This window comes from Owariibacterium komagatae, from assembly GCF_045865535.1.
GTDB lineage: Bacteria > Bacillota > Clostridia > Oscillospirales > Ruminococcaceae > Ruthenibacterium > Ruthenibacterium komagatae.
This window is the reverse complement of record NZ_AP031406.1, coordinates 809,184-828,504: the sequence shown is the minus strand read 5'-3', so window position 1 is coordinate 828,504 and position 19,321 is coordinate 809,184. Positions and strand designations below refer to the sequence as shown.

The 19,321-nt window shown below is 50.1% G+C and carries 16 protein-coding genes and 1 pseudogene; 12 read left to right on the top strand and 5 right to left on the bottom strand.

What is annotated here, in order from left to right; translation table 11 throughout:
• Window positions 1–195 precede the first annotated feature (195 nt).
• Window positions 196–1,665 (bottom strand): ParB/RepB/Spo0J family partition protein, encoded by a 1,470-nt coding sequence (locus tag ACKTS9_RS04150; protein WP_407879126.1) that lies wholly within the window; start codon window positions 1,663–1,665, stop codon window positions 196–198.
• 528 nt (window positions 1,666–2,193) lie between these two features.
• Here ACKTS9_RS04150 and ACKTS9_RS04145 point away from each other — a divergent pair.
• The 4 genes from ACKTS9_RS04145 to ACKTS9_RS04130 all read left to right on the top strand — a co-directional run bounded on the left by ACKTS9_RS04145 (window position 2,194) and on the right by ACKTS9_RS04130 (window position 5,795).
• Entirely contained in the window at window positions 2,194–2,409 is a 216-nt protein-coding gene (locus tag ACKTS9_RS04145; RefSeq protein ID WP_345941244.1) for a hypothetical protein, read from the top strand.
• Between the two features lie 36 nt (window positions 2,410–2,445).
• Window positions 2,446–3,420 (top strand): reverse transcriptase family protein, encoded by a 975-nt coding sequence (locus tag ACKTS9_RS04140; RefSeq protein ID WP_407879123.1) that lies wholly within the window; start codon window positions 2,446–2,448, stop codon window positions 3,418–3,420.
• 387 nt (window positions 3,421–3,807) lie between these two features.
• Window positions 3,808–4,611 (top strand): hypothetical protein, encoded by an 804-nt coding sequence (locus ACKTS9_RS04135; protein WP_407879121.1) that lies wholly within the window; start codon window positions 3,808–3,810, stop codon window positions 4,609–4,611.
• A 335-nt stretch (window positions 4,612–4,946) separates the two neighbouring features.
• Complete coding sequence (locus tag ACKTS9_RS04130) at window positions 4,947–5,795, top strand: hypothetical protein (RefSeq protein WP_407879119.1); 849 nt, start codon at window positions 4,947–4,949, stop codon at window positions 5,793–5,795.
• A gap of 331 nt (window positions 5,796–6,126) precedes the next feature.
• Here the strand turns inward: ACKTS9_RS04130 and dnaK are convergent, their stop codons facing one another.
• Window positions 6,127–7,848 carry a molecular chaperone DnaK gene (dnaK, locus tag ACKTS9_RS04125; protein WP_407879117.1) on the bottom strand — a complete coding sequence of 574 codons (1,722 nt, stop codon included), beginning with the start codon at window positions 7,846–7,848 and terminating at the stop codon, window positions 6,127–6,129.
• Between the two features lie 22 nt (window positions 7,849–7,870).
• Window positions 7,871–8,527, bottom strand: a complete 657-nt coding sequence (locus tag ACKTS9_RS04120; protein WP_407879114.1) for a DnaJ domain-containing protein — start codon at window positions 8,525–8,527, stop codon at window positions 7,871–7,873.
• A gap of 589 nt (window positions 8,528–9,116) precedes the next feature.
• Here ACKTS9_RS04120 and ACKTS9_RS04115 point away from each other — a divergent pair.
• From ACKTS9_RS04115 to yaaA, 8 genes and pseudogenes are all read left to right on the top strand, one after another.
• Window positions 9,117–9,790 (top strand): annotated as a pseudogene (locus ACKTS9_RS04115) (response regulator transcription factor).
• The gene (locus ACKTS9_RS04110) at window positions 9,787–10,812 is read left to right on the top strand and encodes a HAMP domain-containing sensor histidine kinase (RefSeq protein ID WP_349214657.1); all 1,026 of its coding nucleotides are present in this window, start codon (window positions 9,787–9,789) and stop codon (window positions 10,810–10,812) included. Before ACKTS9_RS04115 ends, ACKTS9_RS04110 begins: the two are co-directional and overlap by 4 nt.
• 181 nt (window positions 10,813–10,993) lie before the next feature.
• Window positions 10,994–11,479: a hypothetical protein gene (locus tag ACKTS9_RS04105; protein ID WP_407879112.1), complete on the top strand. Its 486-nt coding sequence runs from the start codon at window positions 10,994–10,996 to the stop codon at window positions 11,477–11,479.
• Window positions 11,480–12,367 (top strand): DHHW family protein, encoded by an 888-nt coding sequence (locus tag ACKTS9_RS04100; protein WP_349214653.1) that lies wholly within the window; start codon window positions 11,480–11,482, stop codon window positions 12,365–12,367.
• 839 nt (window positions 12,368–13,206) lie between these two features.
• On the top strand, window positions 13,207–14,673 hold the full coding sequence (locus ACKTS9_RS04095) for a glycogen synthase (RefSeq protein ID WP_349214683.1): 1,467 nt from the start codon (window positions 13,207–13,209) through the stop codon (window positions 14,671–14,673).
• A gap of 169 nt (window positions 14,674–14,842) precedes the next feature.
• Window positions 14,843–15,313 carry a thioredoxin-dependent thiol peroxidase gene (gene bcp / locus ACKTS9_RS04090; RefSeq protein ID WP_349214681.1) on the top strand — a complete coding sequence of 157 codons (471 nt, stop codon included), beginning with the start codon at window positions 14,843–14,845 and terminating at the stop codon, window positions 15,311–15,313.
• On the top strand, window positions 15,310–15,669 hold the full coding sequence (locus ACKTS9_RS04085) for a rhodanese-like domain-containing protein (protein WP_349214649.1): 360 nt from the start codon (window positions 15,310–15,312) through the stop codon (window positions 15,667–15,669). The genes bcp and ACKTS9_RS04085 overlap by 4 nt, the downstream gene beginning before the upstream one ends.
• 6 nt (window positions 15,670–15,675) lie before the next feature.
• The gene (gene yaaA, locus ACKTS9_RS04080; protein WP_349214647.1) at window positions 15,676–16,434 is read left to right on the top strand and encodes a peroxide stress protein YaaA; all 759 of its coding nucleotides are present in this window, start codon (window positions 15,676–15,678) and stop codon (window positions 16,432–16,434) included.
• Window positions 16,435–16,522: 88 nt separating this feature from the next.
• Here yaaA and ACKTS9_RS04075 read toward each other — a convergent pair whose 3' ends face one another.
• Window positions 16,523–17,659, bottom strand: a complete 1,137-nt coding sequence (locus ACKTS9_RS04075) for an anaerobic sulfatase maturase (RefSeq protein ID WP_349214646.1) — start codon at window positions 17,657–17,659, stop codon at window positions 16,523–16,525.
• 75 nt (window positions 17,660–17,734) lie between these two features.
• Window positions 17,735–19,318, bottom strand: coding sequence for an asparagine synthase B (gene asnB, locus ACKTS9_RS04070; RefSeq protein ID WP_407879108.1), 1,584 nt, complete (start codon window positions 19,316–19,318; stop codon window positions 17,735–17,737).
• Window positions 19,319–19,321 lie beyond the last annotated feature (3 nt).

Below are 19,321 nucleotides of genomic sequence, written 5' to 3'. Positions count from 1 at the left end.
GTCCCCGTCACGCCTCCGGGAATGGCACAGCCGGGGCCGCCCGTAAAGGGCAAGCCGCCGCATAGCGGCGGTGCGATGCACCCTTGACGGACAGCGCCCGGCCATGCCGTGTAATAGGCGGCGACGGGGGATAAATCCCAAGAGACTTGAACAAGGGAACGAAAAAGACCTCGGGACAAATTGTCCCAAGGTCGGTTACTTCTCCATGTCCTTTTTCTTGTCCGGCTTGCCCAACTCCGGGGGCTGCTTCTCCTTCCACTCGTCCAGCAGGGCCAAAATGGTGTCCTTCATCTCCCGGGGTGTCTTGTCCTTGCCAAAATACTTTTCCAGTTCGGCGCTGTTGATGATCACCTTGTCAACCTCCTTCTTCTGTTCGCTCAAAATACCATCGATCACATCTCCGTTCAGTTTGCCCTCCTTATCCAGCTCCCGCATCTTCTGGGCTTGGGAAAGGGACGGAGAGGACGCTTGCCCCTCAATGGCAACGGCGATATACTTCTGGTGCCTGGGGTGGATGAAAGAAATCTCCACGGCGGGGGTAAAAGAGAGCTGCTTCTCGTCCACCATCTTTTGCAGATCGGGGACAAGCTCGGTCAGGCGGATATACCGCTGCACCTGTTTGTAGTTCATGCCGTTGCGATCCCCCACGATCTGCGTGGAGCGTTTTCCGGCGTCCCGATCATCCTCGCCAGGCCGGGCTCCTTGGTGCTTGATGGCCTCTACCTGCTGTTTCAGCGCAGCGGCTTTTTCCGTGGGTAAAATTCTCTCCCGATGCCGCAGGTTGTCGTCCGTCATGGCGAGGATAGCCTCGTCATCGGTCATGTTGCGGACGATACAGGGCATATTGACAAACCCGGCCAGTTCGCTGGCCCGCTGGCGGCGGTGTCCGGCGATGATCTCATATCCTCCGCCCTCACGGGGCCGCACCAGCGCAGGCTGATTGACCCCAGCAGCCTTGACCGACTCCACCAGTCCCTGCATTTCCGCATCGTCCCGGACGCCAAAGGGGTGATTTTTGAATGGGTGCAGCTCCGAAAGATTGAGATACACGATCTCCTCTTTCACGCCACGGGCAGCGTCCCGAGGAGCGGGCGGCTGCTCGGTTGCAGTCGGGGCCTCTGCTTTGACGGGAGCGCCTTTCCCGGCAGGCGGCTTGCTTTGGGACATTTTGTCCCGAGGTTGCGGCTTGGCCTTGTCAGGGGCCGCCTTGTCAGCCTTGGGTGGGCGACCCCTGCGGGGCTTGGCCGCATCCTTCGCTTTATCCGCCTGCTTGTCCTTATCCGGGGCCGCAGCCTTTTCGGGGGGCTTGCCCTTTGTCGCCCCATCCCTGGCAGCGGTAAAATCCACCACTTTCCCAGCGGGGGTGGGATCTCCCATGCCGGGGATCGTGGTCTGTTTCTCGTCCTTGCCCGGCTGCGGCGCACCCGCCACAGACGGAGCAGGAGCGTCCTTACCTTTGGGGGCCTCCTTACCCGCTGGAGCTGGCTGCTCCGCCGCTGGGGGTGTTATTACCGTGGTAGCACCCTCTACCACGGGGGTTTCCGTCTTGGCCGGGGCATGCTGATCCTGCACCGGGGAATCAGCTTTGACAGGCTTCACCTTTCCCGGCTTGGGGGGCTCGTCCACTTTCCCGGTGTCTGGAATATTCTTTTTATCGTCAGCCACCTAAAAACCTCCTTTATTGTGAAATAGAAAAAGCCAGCCCGATGGCTGGCCTGTGGATGAGCATCCCTCCTTTCTTGTTGCGATATATGAAAACGCCGCCCGTAGTCCTGTTGAGCGGCGAATATACAATCTACATTTTACTTTTCGCACAGAGTATGGTATAATTTCCCCGTCAGTACGAGCGGTCAGATCAGACTTCGTTTGGCTCGTGATCAAAAAGCGGGCGGCGTCGTACCTACGGGTACAGATGCATTTTTTCCGGCAGAAGTGCCATCAGCACCCGTCCACCCCGACACTGTGACACACGGACACGGCGACACAGTAGCTGTCCATGTAGCCAGTGTGTATGCGTGTCTCGTTGTGGCGGTGTATGGTGATTGGGTGTTGAGCTGAACAGTATAAAGCTGTTTGGGAAGTCGGATTTGTGCTGGTGCGAATTAGGATATAAGGCTGCAATATCTCCTTGTTATTGGCGGACGGGAAGTCCCCTCAGTTTTGGGGGCCAATAATAACAAGGAGGTGAATTCCGTGAAGAAAACGGACAAGCCAAGTGTTGTCATCAACATCTACGGTGACAATAACAAGGTTTACCTGAATGAGACTCGCTCTCATGTCCCTGCTGTCGCAATCGGCGTGATCATCGTTGCGTTGGTTGCGGTGGCCGTACTGACTGTATCCTGCTGCTGCCCTGAACTACTTCCCGATTTTGTCCGTTGGATAATCGGTAAAGTAGTCAACAGCTAACACCAGCACATTTTAAGAATTGAGGTGTAACACCCTTTGAAATATACCGATTGTCCACTGTACGGAATTCAATCCAAAAAAATGTTGAAATATGTTCTACATATTAAAAATGGTGATTTATTGAGACAGGACTGCGTTGTTTCAATGATCAGTCCCTATATTGATAAGACTAAAAAACCTCGACTCATTGAGCCCCCGCAGGCTGAATTGAAAACTGTGCAAAAACGAATGAAAACATTATTGGGAAAAATCCAAGTGCCCGATAATGTTTTTTCTGGTATTAAGGGAAGATCATATTCTGATAATGCTCGTCTCCATTTGGGTAAGAGTAAGCGAAACTTATACAAAATTGATTTGACCGCTTTTTTTCCCTCGATCAGTAGAGAAACAGTCTACCGGTTTTTCTTTGAAGATTTGTGCTGCTCTCCTGATGTTGCTGAGATATTGACGAATTTAACTACCGTCGACCTTAAAAAGCTCAACCAAAGCAGTCTGTTGGAAGTTTATGATTTCTTGGCTAACAAAGGGGTTAAATGCTATAACCATTTGATTTCTGGGGCACCAACAAGCCAAATCCTTTCATACTTGGTTAATCACAAAATGTTTGATGAATTGCAGTCTTTATCAGATAAAAACAATGTGACGATGACGATTTATGTAGATGATGTGGTGTTTTCAAGCGAACATAAGATTTCATCAGAATTTAGACAATCCGTACTGTCCCTTATCAAAAAATATAATTACCAAGTATCTCGGAAAAAGGTAAAAGGATATTCCAAAACTTATCCCAAATTAGTAACGGGGGTTATAATCAATAGCGAGGGCAAGGCCACAATCAAAAATGCGCTTCGAAAAAAGATTATGGTAGAATACGAGCACCTTCGCAATAATCCAGATGACATTAAAAGTCGCCAGCGGTTGCGAGGTTTGGTAACTGCTGCCCGTCAGGTTGATAAATCAGCTTATCCTAATATCCGAAAATTTGCCTTTGACAATCCTGCCAAAAGCTAAAGCCACCGCATTGAAGGAAACGGTGGCTTTAGTTTTAAGATTATTTTTAAGATGAAAGCCTTGCTTGCTGCTTGTAAACCATTGATACTACTGGATTTACACAGATCCTTTAATGACACTCCGACCAAATACCGCAGAGAATGAATTCTCTGCGGTATTTTTTATTGCGTCATTATCTTTCAAAGAGGCCTACCCGGTGAGCTTTTCTGCCGCAGGAGGGATAACCACCGCATCCACCATTCCAGATGTCTCCGCCTTAACTGAGGTGGGCTGACTCCGCACTTGTTATGACCAAGAGCAAGTTAATACAGGGTTTCTCTTTTCTTTTACTCTTCTCTTTTAAAGATAAGCCTGTTATATTAAAATATGTAAAAGAGGTGAACCAGTATGCGAAGAAGGGATCGTTTTGTAGAATCTATTGACGAAAAAGAAGAAGCCTTACTGACAGAAAGAATTAGAGCTATCAGAAAACAAATCAAAATACTTTATCAAAATTTACACAAGACGTGTGCAATTATTGAGCCATGTGAATTCATGTTGATATGGGGCACACTACAAAGGTGCCTCGTCTGCATTGAAAGTTGTGTTTCTCTTGTTGCGGATGGTTATATTGGCTCGGCTAATGCTCTACTTAGACAAATTTATGAGTTTTTGGTTTGGGCCAAAGCGGGAATTGATTCTGATACTGCTACACTTGAAAAATTAAATGCAGCATTTTATAAAGACGATTTATCCCACAGAATTTCTGCTACAAACATACTTAAAGCAGTAAAAATCGAAGTTTCCGGTTTATACAGCGAGGCGGAGCTAAAAGAAAAGGGCAAAAAAATGTACCACGGATATTCGCTTTTCACCCATGCCAGCAATATTTCCCAACAAGCTCCATATAAGCAGGATGATTTTTATATCCGTTTGAATGCTTGTCTCAGTGAAATATCTCTATTACTCGATGTATTTTTGATCGTCTTCTCGCAATACTTAGAAATTTTAAATGCGCCATTTATTGATGAAGATGATCTTTCTGAAAAAGAACAAGGATATTTATGGGCTGCAAGATGTCACGCAGGAGAGATAAAGTATCGGATACCCCTATACCACAAAGAATTGAGTAAAGCTCAAGGTATTCATGGAACATATTTGCAAATTGCCTTTATAGAAAAATGGCATATTGCTGCAGATAAATTGCGTTAATTTTAGGATAAAGGCCTTGCTCGCTACTTGTAAACCATTGATATTACTGGATTTCCACAGATCCTTTAATGACACTCGGACCAAAGCCATCAGCTGAAAAGCTGGTGGCTTTTTTGCGTATTATCGCTATTTTTGAAGTGTGTTTGGCTTTATAAAAGCTCTGTTGCTTTTGTGGATTTCTCTTTTTTAGGCCCGCGTGCGGAATCATGCGCTACATATGGGCGTCAATCCCCTTGCCAGGTATGATATAATTATAGCGTAGATATAGTGCGCCCCGTTGCAGAGTGCAGCGGGGCGTGTTCACAGCATTTGATAAACGATTAAGGAGGAACGATATGATAAGCACTGCGCGTCATGGAAGAACTTTTTTCAGCGGACTGCGGGCCGCGGCCCTGACTTTGGCGTTACCCCTGGTCCTGACCGGTTGCGGTACGAAGCCGGTGGAAGTGGACCCCACTGCCTATCTGACGGTGGAATTCGCCGGGATGAGCGGGGAAGGAACCGCCAGCTGGACGTTTGACAGCGACGGTTTTGCTGCGGCCTGTGACGACGGCGTAAAGGATGTGGCGGGACTTGCTGCCTGTGTGGATGGCAGCCTGGATGTGGCTGAGGGCCTCTCCAATGGTGACACGGTCACCTTTCACTGGAACTGCGATGCCGATACGGCGGAAAAGGAGCACAACGCCATCCTGGCCCCCACGGATACCACCTTCACGGTAGAGGGGCTGGATGAGTGGGTGACCGCCTTGGACCAGATTGGTCAAGAGGACTGGAATGCTCTGGTGGCCGACGGCAAGACAGCTCTAAGTCAACGGGAGGGTGACAGTATTACTGGGGCTGACTGCTTGGGAGGATATATGCTGGTGCGTCAGGACTTCAGCAGTGAGATGGTAGAGACCCATAATATTCTGTACGTGGCTTACAAAGTGCAGGCACAGTTGCCGGACGGCACTTCGCTCACTTATTATGTCGGCATTGGCTTCAGCGACCTCGTGCTCCATGGCGACGGCTCGGTTGAGGTGACCGGTGACCGCGGCTTCGCGGCCTACGGCAACATCGACGTTCTGGCAAACGGTGAGTATTACAACTTCACCGGTTTCGAGACGCTGGAGGATATGAACACAGAGTGTATCAACGGATATGAGGGGATGTACTCGGTGGAGTCCAACGTGTCGGAGGCGTGACCTTCGGACAAAAAAGCAAAAGAGAGGCGCCATTCCCGACAGGGAATGGCGCCTTTTTTGTGTGATGTTTGCGGTTGGGCTGTGACCTTTCGCTCAACAGCAGCGACTGAGTTCCAACCGCAGACGAAACAGCATGCCAATGACATCGTGGAGATGCTGCTGGTTCCATTGGTTTGCAGATTATACGTGGTCGCGCCGTGTTTTTTCATTACTTCTCACAGAGATGCGTAAGCAATTGCGCGCCACTCAGGCCGACAAATCACGTGGATGAGCTGCTCATCATAATTAAAACACGACCGGAATCATGAGGGCCAAGAGACCCTAGGTTCGATTAATGCATGGTACTTCCGGTAGGATCTTGTGTGCCGACAAGGTCTTCCAATGCATCCGCCGCGGCATTCATTTCCGATATATCTTTGTGTTTGAGCGCGCGTTTTGCATTTTTGGCAGCTTCGTCAATTTTCTTTTTCTGCTCTTTATCCGCGTGTTTGCGAACTTCTTCACTGCGGTACAGCAGGCTTTCCAGACGGTCTTTTATCTGCGCATCTGACTTAGCTTTGGCATCTTCTGCCGCGTATTGCTGTGCTTCCCGAACCGCCCGGTCGATTTCCTCCCGACTCATATTGCTGGACCCCTGAATGGTGATCTCCTGCCGTTTCCCGGTATCTTTGTCCATGGCAGAAACATTGACAATGCCGTTGGCGTCAATGTTAAAGGTGACTTCGATTTGCGGCACGCCTCGCGGTGCACGGCGGATTCCATTGAGTCTGAATTTTCCGAGACTTTTATTCTGACGTGCCATAGGCCGCTCGCCTTGGAGCACATTGATCTCTACAGAAGACTGGAAGCTGGACGCTGTGGTAAAAATCTGACTTTTCGTGATGGGGATAGAGGTGTTTCGATCAATGAGGCGCGTAAAAACGCCGCCTACTGTTTCAATACCCAGTGAAAGCGGAGTAACGTCCAAAAGCAGAAGCCCTTTTACAGTACCTGCCAGAACACCGCCCTGCAGACACGCTCCCAAGGCAACGCACTCATCCGGATTGATGCCCTTAAAGGGTTCTTTCCCGATAAACGATTTGATGGCTTCCTGTACGGCGGGAATGCGGCTTGAGCCGCCAACCATCAGCACTTTGCTGATTTGGGAAGTAGACAAGCCGGAATCCGACAGAGCTGCTTTTACCGGTTCCATGGTCTGCGCCACAAGATGCCCGGTCAATTCGTTGAATTTTGCACGGTTGAGGACAAAGAGCAGATGCTTGGGACCGTCCTTGCCGGTGGCGATAAACGGAAGATTGATTTCTGTGGTGACGGCGCTGGACAATTCGATCTTTGCTTTTTCCGCTGCTTCCCGGATGCGCCGCATGGCGCTGAGGTCCTTTGACAGATCTATTTGGTTTTCACGCTTAAATTCCTTGACCAGCCAGTCGCAGATGCATTGGTCGAAATCATCACCGCCTAACCGGTTGTTTCCGGAGGTGGCTAATACTTCAATCACACCGCCGTTGATGTCCAGAATAGAAACATCGAAGGTGCCGCCGCCCAAATCATAAACCATGATCTTCTGAGGCTCTTCCTTATCAATGCCGTAGGCCAGAGCGGCAGAGGTGGGCTCATTGATGATGCGCTGGACATTCAGTCCGGCAATCGTGCCGGCATTCTTGGTTGCCTGGCGCTGCGCATCCGTAAAATAGGCCGGGACGGTGATGACTGCCTCCGTAACCTGCTCGCCCAAATAACTTTCCGCATCCGCTTTCAGCTGCATCAGAATCATTGCAGAGATTTGCTCCGGCGTATAACTTTTTCCGTCAATGTTTATTTTCCTCGACGTACCCATGTCTCTCTTGATGGAACTGATGGTGCGATCAGGGTTTGTGACAGCCTGCCGTTTTGCAGGTTCGCCCACAAGCCGCTCGCCTGTTTTGGCAAACGCTACAACAGAGAGAGTGGTTCTTCCACCCTGAGAATTGGGAATAATCACGCGTTCGTTTCCCTCGAAAACGGCCACGCAAGAATTTGTCGTACCAAGGTCGATGCCAATGATTTTAGACATATGCTGTGTTCTCCTTTATAGATTAGTTGTTCCGGTAGCGGCCGAATCCAAACGGTGTCTGCTGCTTCCAATAGCCAGAGAATGTAGAGTCCGACTCGTACGAATCTTTATCGGGGCCCTGTTGTTCTGAATCCTCATTATCCGGAGTGGCTTCTTCGTACCCCGGAGGATATGTACCGGGGGAGCCCGGAATCTGATTGTAATATTGCTCAAACTGCTCTATCTGGGTTTGGAACTGTTCCTGCTGCTGAGACCGCGCAGAACGGGTCAAAAGGGTCGATGCCAGATTGAGGACGATAAAAGCAGCAATGATATAGACAAAAAACGATCTGCGGTAAGTGGTGCTTCCGGTTCTGCGGCCCGCCCATCCAAACGGGTCAAAGGGATCAAAATCTTCTCCGTAAGATTGCTCGGAACTGACGTAGTCACCGCCTCCTGATGTACCATAAGCAGAACTGCCGGCGCTGTGCTGATCGCCGTATCCATAGGCAGAGTTTGTCTGACTGGGATTTTTGATTTGTTCATAGGCAGCATTGATCTCGTTCATTTTTCGGGCTGCTTCCGGATCACCTGGATTCAGATCTGGATGATATTTTTTAGCCAGTTGCCTGTACGCACGCTTGATTTCGTCCTCGGATGCATTTCTCGAAACCCCCAGTACGCTGTAAGGATCATTCATCCAAGTTCACCTCTCATTATGTCCTTTTCTCAAAATGCTCTCCGCAATTCGGGCATGTGATACAGATTTTGCCTTTCCCTTTCGGTACGCACAGCTTTTGTTTGCATTTGCGGCAGCGATAAAATTTATGGGTCTTACGCTGGCGGAAGCGCAGTTTTAGAAAATTGCGCCACGCGAGATATTTTGCGTTTTGCCTTTGACACTTTTCGAGATTGCGTGAAAAAGCCCGGATATATGCATAGAGCAGCAAAATCAAAGCTGCATTGTATAGGAAAGTAATCCCGAACAGTGTGCCGAGTATCATAATGGCAAGGGCGACCCACAGAAGCGTTCTGCCCAGCTCGTCAATCCCGTTACGGTTGGAGAAAAATGCATGAAGTTTATATTTCATGATGAAATGCACTCCTATTCATAAGTAATGGATTTGACAATGATTATAGAGAAGAAAGATTAAGTTTACGTTTAGCAAGATCAACTTTCGGTCAACTTTTGCATGAATTTGCACAAATTTACAAATTGTTTATCTTTGCCTTGTAAATAGATGATACCCTTTACTTGTCAGATCATAAAAAGACAGGTGAGTATTACAATGTTTCGAATCTTGGTTGCGGAAGATGATAAAGGAATACGCGCACTGATGGAAGATGCGCTGACGGATGCAGGATATGAGCCGATCCTTGCGTGCAATGGGCTGGAGGCTTTGGATGTCCTGGAAAAAAGCATATTGATTTGACCATCCTCGACATCATGATGCCGAAGCTGGATGGATATGAACTGTTGAAGCAAATCCGCGAAAGCGGTATGGATATGCCGGTTTTGATGGTGACAGCTAAGCAGACTCTTTCAGACAAAAAGAAAGGCTTCCTGTTAGGTGCCGATGACTATATGGTGAAGCCTTTTGAAGAGGAAGAAATGCTTCTGCGGGTTGCCGCGCTGCTGCGGCGAGCCAAGATTTTGACAGAGAGAAAACTGACTGTGGGAAACACAGAACTTATTTATGACTCTCTGACAGTGGTTTCGGGCGGCACAGCACAGGTGCTGCCGAAGAAAGAATTCCTTCTGCTTTATAAACTTCTCTCCTTTAATAATAAAACGTTTACCCGGCGGCAGCTGATGGATGAAATATGGGATCTGGATACCGAGAGCGATGAGCATACCGTGAACGTTCACATCAACAAGCTGCGGGACAGATTCCGGGATAACCATGATTTTGAGATTATAACGGTTCGCGGTCTTGGCTATAAGGCGGTGAAATTATCATGAAGCGAATGCTCCATTCCTCGCGCGGGATTTTTGTCACCTGTGTTGTGATTACAAATCTTTTGTCCAGTTTTATCACGGCATTCATCTGGCTGAATGTATCTGCCCATGTGCCGATGAATCATCAGCCGCAATCACCGTTGCTGCCGATGCTGATTTCCACGTTGGTGGCGATTCCGATTTCATCCATCGTCAGCAAGCATTCCGCGAAGCCTTTGCAGGATATGGTGAAAGCTACCAAGTCCATTTCCAAAGGAGATTATTCTGTGCGGGTCGAGGAATCCGGCGCAGGGGATGTTTATGAACTCCTGCACAGTTTTAATCAGATGACCGCTGAATTGGGCAGCACGGAGATGATGCGCAATGATTTTATCAACACATTTTCCCATGAATTTAAAACGCCGATCGTATCAATCCGCGGTTTTGCCAAGCGGCTCAAAAACGAAAATCTATCTCCGGAAAAGCGAAAAGAGTATCTGGAATACATAGCGGAAGAATCGGAACAGTTGTCCAATCTGGCCAGCAGTGTCCTTTTGATTGCACGGTATGATAATCAAAAGCTTGTGGCAGAACAGTCGGAATACGATTTGGATGAGCAGATCCGCAACTGTGTGCTGCGGATGGAGACCGTATGGAGCGCAAAAAATATCACCTTTGAAGTGGATTTGCCGAAACTTACCTATGTCAACAATGTGGAAATGATGGAACATGTTTGGATGAATCTCATCAGCAACGCCATCAAATTCAGCCATGACGGCGGGCACATTTTTATTTCTTCCAGCCAAACTGAGAACAACATTTCGGTGACCATTCGAGACGAAGGCATCGGTATCAGTCCATCTGAAATAGGGCATATCTTTGACAAGTTTTATCAGGCGGATACAGCGCATTCGTCTGTCGGAAATGGACTCGGTCTGTCACTGGTATATCGCATTATCCAATTGAGCGGAGGCTCAATCAGTGCGAAGAGTGAAATCGACAGGGGAACGGAATTCACGGTCACATTGCCCTTATTGCGTGCATAAAAATGTTGAAAGCTCCAATGATTGAAATATGTGAAACACAGTGCTCACCCGCTGCTTTCGCTTTACGCACAGTTCCAAAGCGGGTAGAATCGGATAACATTTTTTTGTTTCGTTGCAATATTTCCGTATACAGCTGAGTATTATCCATATCAATTACTTTTTTAAAAGGAGCTTCTTACCGATGAAAAAATTTTGTTTGTTTCTCGCTGCCGTTATGCTTGTCAGTTTGCTGGCTGCCTGTGGGGGAACCTCAGCTGCATCCTCTTCTGAAATTGCCCATGTGGACGGTACACTTGAAGAATTGATGGAGAAGGTCTACGAAGGAATTGGGGAAGATGAGATGCCGATGGTGGCCAACACCGAACTGACTGCGGACAATTCCGTGTATTATACGGGCGTGGAAAGCAGCGAATACAAAGAAGGCATCGCATCGGAAGCAATGATCAGTGCAGTCGCACATTCCGTTGTACTTCTGCGTGCAGAGGACGAAGCTGCTGCCGAAACGCTGAAAGAGGAAGTTAAGACAAATGTTGATCCCCGCAAGTGGGTCTGCGTAGAAGCGGAAGAGGTCATCACCGATCATATTGGTGATCTTGTAATCCTCATTATGTCGAGTAAAGATCTCGCGCCGAAGCTGCACGAGAACTTTCTCGCACTGGCGCAATAAATGCGCGCAAGGTTGTGTGCCGCGGCGATGTGCGCCGCGCTTCTGCTGAGTTCCTGCAGTGCTGCGGTCTCGGAAAACGGAGTTTATTCTCTGGATGGAGATCTCGTCAAGGATATTACACCGCTGGACGAGCGCTCGGTGGAACGGTTTGCGGAAAAGCTGGTATCTGTCCGCGAGACATATCTGACAGATGCCAATCAGGTGTTTTATGCAATCATTCCGGACAAAGCGCAGTATGCCGACGAAGCGGTGCCCAGAATTGAGCTTGATTCCGTGTGCGATTTGCTCGACAGTGCACTGCCGGACTGGACGCGTATCGATTTGTCCGATGCACTCACAGCAGACAGTTACTATCGCACGGACGGCCACTGGCGACAGGAAAAGCTTCAGGGCGTTGTAGATGCATTGGGGAATTCTATGGGCTTTTCTGTTGATCTTTCTGCGTTTGAACAAAATCAGTTCGATGATTTTTTTGGCACTTACGCGAAGGACGTCCGACAGGCCCGGCCAGAGAAACTGATCTGGCTGACAAACAACGATACACAGGCCGCGGTTACCGATAATTATCAGGCGCCGGATGTGACGACTGTATATGACACAGGTAAGCTGGCGTCGGAGATTCCCTACGATGTATTTCTGTCGGGCGCAACACCCGTGGTCACCATTACAAATCCAACGGCTGCGACCGATCGCGAATTGGTTGTTTTTCGCGACTCTTTTTCATCGAGCCTTGCGCCCCTTTTGTGTGGAGCGTATGCCAGAATCACTTTGCTGGATCTTCGCTATATGGCCTCGGGCCTGATTCCTCAATTCGTTACGTTCGATGACCAGGATGTGCTGTTTTTGTACAGTTTGGAAATCGTCAACAACAGTGCCATGCTGCGTTGAGAGGATTTATAAAACGGTACAGTGGCGTGCGGAATACGGATAATATTTTTGGGTGCGTTGCCGGTTTTGAGTTACTGTACAACCACAGTCACGCAAGGAGATTTTGTTATGGTGGCCTTGCTCAGCGGACATTATGAAAACAGGAAAGAGTGCAGCGCGCTCTTTCCTGTTTTGTTTATGCGCAGAGAGAAGATGCAGGCTTCGCTGAGAAGCCTGAAAAGACGGTGAAAGGCAGGAAACGACAAGATTCAAGTTTTGCATATAATTGCAATTTGCCGGCGGATGTGCTACCATTTTCTTGACAGTACAAATAACCCGGCAGAATACCGGACGGAGAGCGCTTCCAGAACGGGGGCGGCATCTCCCTGAAAATACAAGCGAAAGGAAGGTTCGTTATGGCACGGAAAAAGGCAGAGCCCAAAAAGATGCAAACGGCTGCAGAGGAGGTTGTAACTCCGGCTGTAAAGGAAACATCCGCCCCCAAGAAAGCGGCGCCCGCCATGAAAAAGAACACTCCCGACGAGAAAAAAGAGAATGTGGCTGAAAAAACGGCTGCGTCTTCTGAAAACAAGGTGAAAGCGGCTGCTCCCAAGAAGAAGTCCCAGACGCCCAAGCCCGCAGATGACACGCCGAAGACTGTGCCGACGGAAAAGAAAGAGAGCAGTGCTCCCGAGACAGCTCCTGTTGAGAAAAAGAAACCTGCGGCCAAAAAGAGTGCCGGAACGAAAAAGACTGCAGCAAAGAAAAGTTCTGCGCCGAAAAAGGCGGCCTCTGCCGACAAGAAAGATGTTTCTGAAAAAGAGGTGCCTGTTGTGGAAAAACCGGTGCCGGCAGAGACAGTGCCGGAGTCTCCCCGGCGGAGCGTAGCGTTTATTGGTTCGGAATGCTATCCGTTTGTGAAGACAGGCGGATTGGGCGATGTGATGTATGCACTTCCGCGGGAACTGGTAAAGCAGAATTGTGATGTGCGCGTGATTCTTCCGCGTTACGCCTGCATTCGGCAGCAGTACCAGGACAAAATGGTGTACCGCGGAGAATTTTACATGGACCTGGGACGAACCGGCCGCAATTACTATGTGGGCATCATGGAGTATGTCTGTGATGGCGTGGTGTACGATTTTATTGATAATCAGGAATTCTTCTCTGCCGGGAACCCGTACATCAGCCTGGTGGATGATATTCCCAAATATTGCTTCTTCAGCAAGGCTGCGCTGGCCGCGCTGAATTTTATGAACTGGATTCCGGATATTATTCACTGCCATGACTGGCAGGCGGCGCTGGTGCCGGTCTATCTGCGCACGTTGTTCCATGATTCTCCGGTGGGCCGTGCCAAAACGGTGCTCACCATTCACAATCTTCGTTTCCAGGGAATTTATAACATCCCGACGATTCAGTACTGGTCCGGTCTGCCGGATGAAGTGTTCAATATGGGGGCGCTGAAACAGGGATACGAGGATGCCAACATGCTGAAAGGCGGTCTTGCTTATGCAGATCGTATTACCACAGTCAGCGGTACGTATGCTCAGGAGATTCAGACGGGTGAGTATGGCGAACAGTTGGAAGAGCATCTGCGCTATCACAGCTACAAACTTCGGGGAATTGTAAACGGAATCGACTATGAGATGTGGAACCCGAAAACGGACGCTGCGCTGGCGGTGAATTATGACGCGGATGACGTTTTGAAACGCAAGAAGGAAAACAAACTGGCGCTTCAGAAAGAACTTGGATTGGAGCAGGACGAGGAGAAATTGGTGCTGGGGTTGATTTCCCGCCTTACCAACCAGAAGGGCCTGGACCTGTTCAATGCGATTATCCCGCAGGTGATGGATGGCAATACGCAGATTGTGGTGCTGGGAACCGGCGACAAGCAGTATGAGGATACGTTCCGCTATTATGAGAACACCTATCACGGCATGTTCAGTGCCTGTATCCAATACGATGAAGCACGGGCTCACCGCATTTATGCAGGCGCGGATGCACTGCTGGTTCCGTCCCGTTTTGAGCCGTGCGGTTTGACGCAGCTGAATGCCATGCATTACGGAACGCTTCCCATTGTTCGTGAAACAGGCGGTTTGAAGGACACGGTAGAGCCGTATAACGTTTATACGGGCAGCGGAAACGGTTTCACGTTTGACCGTTATGACGCAGGGCTTTTGCTGGATGCGATCAATCGCGCCAAGACGACATATTTTACCGAGCGTGCCAATTGGGACCAGGTGGTCCAGCGCGATATGGCAAAAGATGTTTCCTGGGAGAACTCGGCGAAGCAGTATAAGAACTTGTATCTGGAATTGACCCAGTGGTAAGTTGATGAAAGCGCGGAAAACGGTTTGTTTTCCGCGCTTTTTGTATGGGGCAGCGGCCGGAAATTCTGCGCTGGGTGTAGCGTCCGTTGTACAGGTATGATACAATGAGCAAAACCGGATGGAAAGAAAATCTCCGCCATTGCAGGAGAACAGAGAAGGAGCGAACAGCATGCTGGAAAAAGGAACACAGGCACCGGATTTTATTCTGCAGGATAAAGAGGGCAGAGACGTAAAGCTGTCAGATTTTTTGGGGCACCGCATTGTCCTTTATTTTTATCCCAAAGACAATACGCCCGGATGCACACGGCAGGCCTGCGCCTTTGCGCAGAATTTTGACGCGTTTCAGCGCCGCGATGTGGTCGTGATCGGAATCAGCAAAGATTCCGTAGCGTCCCATCAGAAATTTGCTGAAAAATATGAATTGCCGTTTCTTTTGCTTTCAGACCCCGAATTGAAAGCCATACAGGCATACGATGTGTGGAAAGAAAAGAAACTTTATGGCAAGGTGAGTATGGGGGTGGTGCGCACCACGTATGTGATTGATGCGGATGGGACCATTGAGATGGCAATGCCCAAGGTGAAGCCTGATACCAATGCGGCAGAGATTTTGGCATACCTTGACGGAGAGAACGAACAATGAAGCAGGGCTGGCTTTCACGATTTTGGGGGCATGTGTCAGAGAAGGCATCCTCCTATCGTTCAATCTCACAGGAACAGGCAAGGCAGATGATGGAGCAGCCGGGTGTTTTCGTTCTGGATGTCCGGGAACAGGATGAGTATGACAGCGGCCATATTCCCGGAGCGGTGCTTTTTCCGTTGGGAACGATCAACCGGGAAAGTGCAGAACGGAAGATCCCGGACAAGAATACGGCGGTGCTGGTATACTGCCGCAGCGGCAATCGCAGTAGAAGTGCGGCGCACCGTTTAGCACAATTCGGGTATGAACGGGTTTATGAGTTCGGCGGAATCAATACATGGCCTTACGAGGTGGAATAACGGCTTATGAAAATGATTATTTCCCCGGCGAAAAAGATGAATTTTGATACGGACAGTCTGCCTTGGGAAGAGCTGCCCCTGTTTTTGGACAGGACACAATTGCTGTGCGAAAAATTGTGCAGTATGTCCTACGCAGAATTGAAAAAACTGTGGAAATGCAATGACAAAATTGCGGAACTCAACACAGAACGGCTGAAAAATATGGATTTGCGCAGCAATCTGACGCCGGCCGTCCTCAGCTATGAAGGAATTCAGTATCAATACATGGCGCCGGGGGTTTTCAGCAGGGAAGAGCTGGATTATGTGAAAGAGCATCTGCGAATTTTATCCGGATTTTACGGACTGCTGCGCCCTTTCGACGGGGTGCGTCCCTATCGGCTGGAGATGCAGGCGAAACTTGCCATGGGCCAGGCAAAAGATTTGTACGCTTTTTGGGGCGATTCGCTTGCAGCGGCTTTGTTCTCGGAGACAGATTGTGTGATCAATCTGGCGTCAAAAGAATACAGCTTGTGCATTACCCGCTTCGTCCCCGCCGGGGCGCGTCTGATCACTTGCGTGTTCGGAGAACAGCAGGCCGGAAAAATTGTTGAGAAGGGGACCATGTGCAAGATGGCCCGCGGTGAAATGGTGCGTTATATGGCGGAGAATCAGATTGAAAATCCGGCGGAGCTTCGTCAATTCGACCGCTTGAATTACCGCTACAGCGCAGAGTGCTCAGACGAGAAAACATTTGTTTTTCTCCGGGAGTGTTCCGGCAATCAGTAAATGCTGCTGCATATCCAATAAAAAAGCCCCTTTGCTGACGTGTTGCAGCAAGGGGGCTTTTTCGTACAAATGAGCGTGAACAACGCGCTTAACAGGATGAACCGAACACACCGGCTTCCACGGCACGTGCTACCTGTGCAAGGCGCGGGTAAGCATATTCGAAGAACTGGGAATATGCCTCGCAGAAATAGTTTTTCTGAAGTTTTCCGTCCACCATGGGTTCCCGGTCCCGGCGGCATCCGCCGCGGCACAGAGGAAACCATTTGCATTTCTGGCAGGTTTGGTTCACATCGATGGACATTTGAATGAAACCCAGCGCATCGCGCCGGCGGTCAACGTCTTCCACCGTGTCAGTGAGAAAATTTCCCAGCTTCCACTCATCCAGCATATAGAAATCGCAGGGATAGACGCTGCCGTCCGCTTCCACCACGTACTGACGGCCGCATTGCCCCAGCATGCCGCAGGCTTCGGGTTGCTGACGGGTGAGGATCAGCAGAAGATTGGTGAAATAGCGGTTATAGGTCAGCCGGCCCTTCCGGGCATCTTCGTACCAGCAGTCAAACAGGTCTTTCAAATATTGGCCGAAGGCTTCGCAGGTCAACGAGTAATCGTGCCCGCCTCGCTCTTCTCCCAACGGGTCCAGGCAGGGGATGTACTGCTGATAATCCAGCCCGTTCCGCTGAAAAAAAGAATAGGTTTTGCGAATGCTGCGGCAGGTGGCCGAAGTGACCACCGTGAGAATGTTGAATTCCGCGCCGTGCTTTTTCAATGTGGCTATGGCGCGCATGACGCGGTTGTATGTTCCGTTGCCCTTGGCGTCCAGACGGTTCAGATCATGAATTTCCCGGGGTCCATCCAGAGAAACTCCCACCAGAAAATGATTGTCCGCCAGAAATTGCGCCCACTCGTCGTCGATCACATAACCGTTGGTCTGAATGGCGTTGTGAATGGCAACCTTCTTATGGTTCAGCTCCTGCTCCAGCTCTACCACGCGCCGGAAAAACGGAAGTCCCGCACAGGTGGGCTCACCGCCCTGGAATGCAATGGTACACTCGCCGTCTGCGTATTCCAGCACACGGGTGAGGACTGCACGCAGCACTTCTTCACTCATCAGCCCATAACTGGGCACAGAGCGATTTTTCTGTTCGTCCGCATAAAAACAGTAACGGCAACGCATATTGCACAGCCCCGAAGCGGGTTTCAGCATGACAGTGATGGCAGGCATAACCAGTTCCTTTCCGGCGGGAGACCGCTGATTTTTTCCTCATTATACCACAATCGCTGAAAAAGAAAAGAAAGGCTATTTTCCGCTGTCGCCGTAGTTTGCGAGTACACGGGCGCTGGGGTCATCCACATTGCAGCCGGGCCAGGTGCGGTTGGGCATCCAAAAGTCGGGGATCATCCGCGCCTGACCGGGATAGAACTGCTCAAACAGCTCTCTGTAAAGAAGACTTTCCTTGGTGAAGGGCTGGGCATGGGAATAGCGCGTGCGCAGTCGCTGAAATTCTGCATCGGAATAGCAGGACTCGGCATATTCTTTCAAATCGTCCACCATGCTGTGCCCCACTGCGTCACTGAAGGCGGCTTTTTCGCGCCAGAGAATGGCATCCGGAAGGATGCCGTCCGTTTCAAAGGCTTTGCGCAAAAGGTATTTGCCCTTGCCGTAGACGTTTTGCTTTCTGGCCGGGTCAATGGACATGACGTAGCGCACAAATTCCAAATCGCCAAAGGGAACCCGTGCTTCCAGCGCATGCGCCGCCAGGCACCGGTCGGCGCGCAAAACGTCGTAGTAAAACAGCTCCCGCAGACGCTTGGACGCCTCCTTTTGAAATTCTGCGGCGCTGGGAGCAAAATCCGTGTATTTGTACCCAAACAGTTCGTCAGAGATCTCACCGGTGAGAAGCACTTTCAGATCGGTGGTCTCGTGAATGGCTTTGCAGACCAGATACATACCAATGCTGGCCCGGATGGTGGTGATGTCGTATGTACCCAGTGAGCGCACTACATCGGGCAGTGCCTGCAGCACCTGCTGACGGGTCATAATGACTTCCGTGTGCCGGGCCCCGATGAAATCGGCAGCCTGCCGCGCGTATTTTAAATCAATGGCATCTGTGTCCATACCGATGGCGAATGTGCGGATGGGTTTGGGGGAAAGAGAGGCTGCAATGGCGCACACCAGGCTGGAGTCCAGCCCGCCTGAGAGCAGAAACCCCAGCGGAGCATCTGCATCCAGGCGTTTGCGCACTGCTTCGATCAGACGGTCATGAATGCCGGCCGTCAGTTCTTCCACATCGGCATGGAGGTAATGCGTCGCCTGATCGATGCGGTGATAGGGGACAAACTGACCGTCGCAGTAGTAATATCCCGGCGGGAAGGGACGAATTTCATCCACCCACCCCTCCAGGTTGATGGCCTCGCTTGCAAAAGCGATGGCACCGCTGCGGGAATAACCGTAGAAAAGAGGCCGGATGCCGATGGGGTCCCGGGCGGCGATGAGATGTCCGTTTTTTCCATCGTACAGCACGCAGGCATATTCCGCATCCAGGTGGGCAAACATCTCGCAGCCGTATTCCTCGTACAGAGGAAGAAGAACTTCGCAGTCCGATCCGCTGTAGAAGGCATGGCCCCGCTGCTCCAGTTCTGCGCGAAGACGGCGAAATCCGTAAATTTCGCCATTGCAGACGGCCCAGCTGCCGTTGTGTTCAAAGGGCTGCATCCCCTCGGGGCTGAGCCCCATAATGGCAAGCCGCGCAAATCCCAAATAGCCGAAGGGCGTGGGCAGAATGCGGGCGTCATCCGGACCGCGCATCGCGTTGCGCCGCAGATATCCCATGAGCGTTTCCGGCCCGATGTCTTTGCCGGAATAGCTTAAAATCGTACACATGTC

Bases quoted from the DNA above. Each gene is read 5' to 3' on its own strand.
- ACKTS9_RS04130 (WP_407879119.1), top strand. From the start codon at position 4,947: ATGATAAGCACTGCGCGTCATGGAAGAACTTTTTTCAGCGGACTGCGG.
- yaaA (WP_349214647.1), top strand. From the start codon at position 15,676: ATGAAAATGATTATTTCCCCGGCGAAAAAGATGAATTTTGATACGGAC.
- ACKTS9_RS04100 (WP_349214653.1), top strand. From the start codon at position 11,480: ATGCGCGCAAGGTTGTGTGCCGCGGCGATGTGCGCCGCGCTTCTGCTG.
- ACKTS9_RS04105 (WP_407879112.1), top strand. From the start codon at position 10,994: ATGAAAAAATTTTGTTTGTTTCTCGCTGCCGTTATGCTTGTCAGTTTG.
- ACKTS9_RS04085 (WP_349214649.1), top strand. From the start codon at position 15,310: ATGAAGCAGGGCTGGCTTTCACGATTTTGGGGGCATGTGTCAGAGAAG.
- ACKTS9_RS04120 (WP_407879114.1), bottom strand. From the start codon at position 8,527: ATGAATGATCCTTACAGCGTACTGGGGGTTTCGAGAAATGCATCCGAG.
- asnB (WP_407879108.1), bottom strand. From the start codon at position 19,318: ATGTGTACGATTTTAAGCTATTCCGGCAAAGACATCGGGCCGGAAACG.
- ACKTS9_RS04110 (WP_349214657.1), top strand. From the start codon at position 9,787: ATGAAGCGAATGCTCCATTCCTCGCGCGGGATTTTTGTCACCTGTGTT.
- ACKTS9_RS04075 (WP_349214646.1), bottom strand. From the start codon at position 17,659: ATGCCTGCCATCACTGTCATGCTGAAACCCGCTTCGGGGCTGTGCAAT.
- bcp (WP_349214681.1), top strand. From the start codon at position 14,843: ATGCTGGAAAAAGGAACACAGGCACCGGATTTTATTCTGCAGGATAAA.
- ACKTS9_RS04135 (WP_407879121.1), top strand. From the start codon at position 3,808: ATGCGAAGAAGGGATCGTTTTGTAGAATCTATTGACGAAAAAGAAGAA.
- dnaK (WP_407879117.1), bottom strand. From the start codon at position 7,848: ATGTCTAAAATCATTGGCATCGACCTTGGTACGACAAATTCTTGCGTG.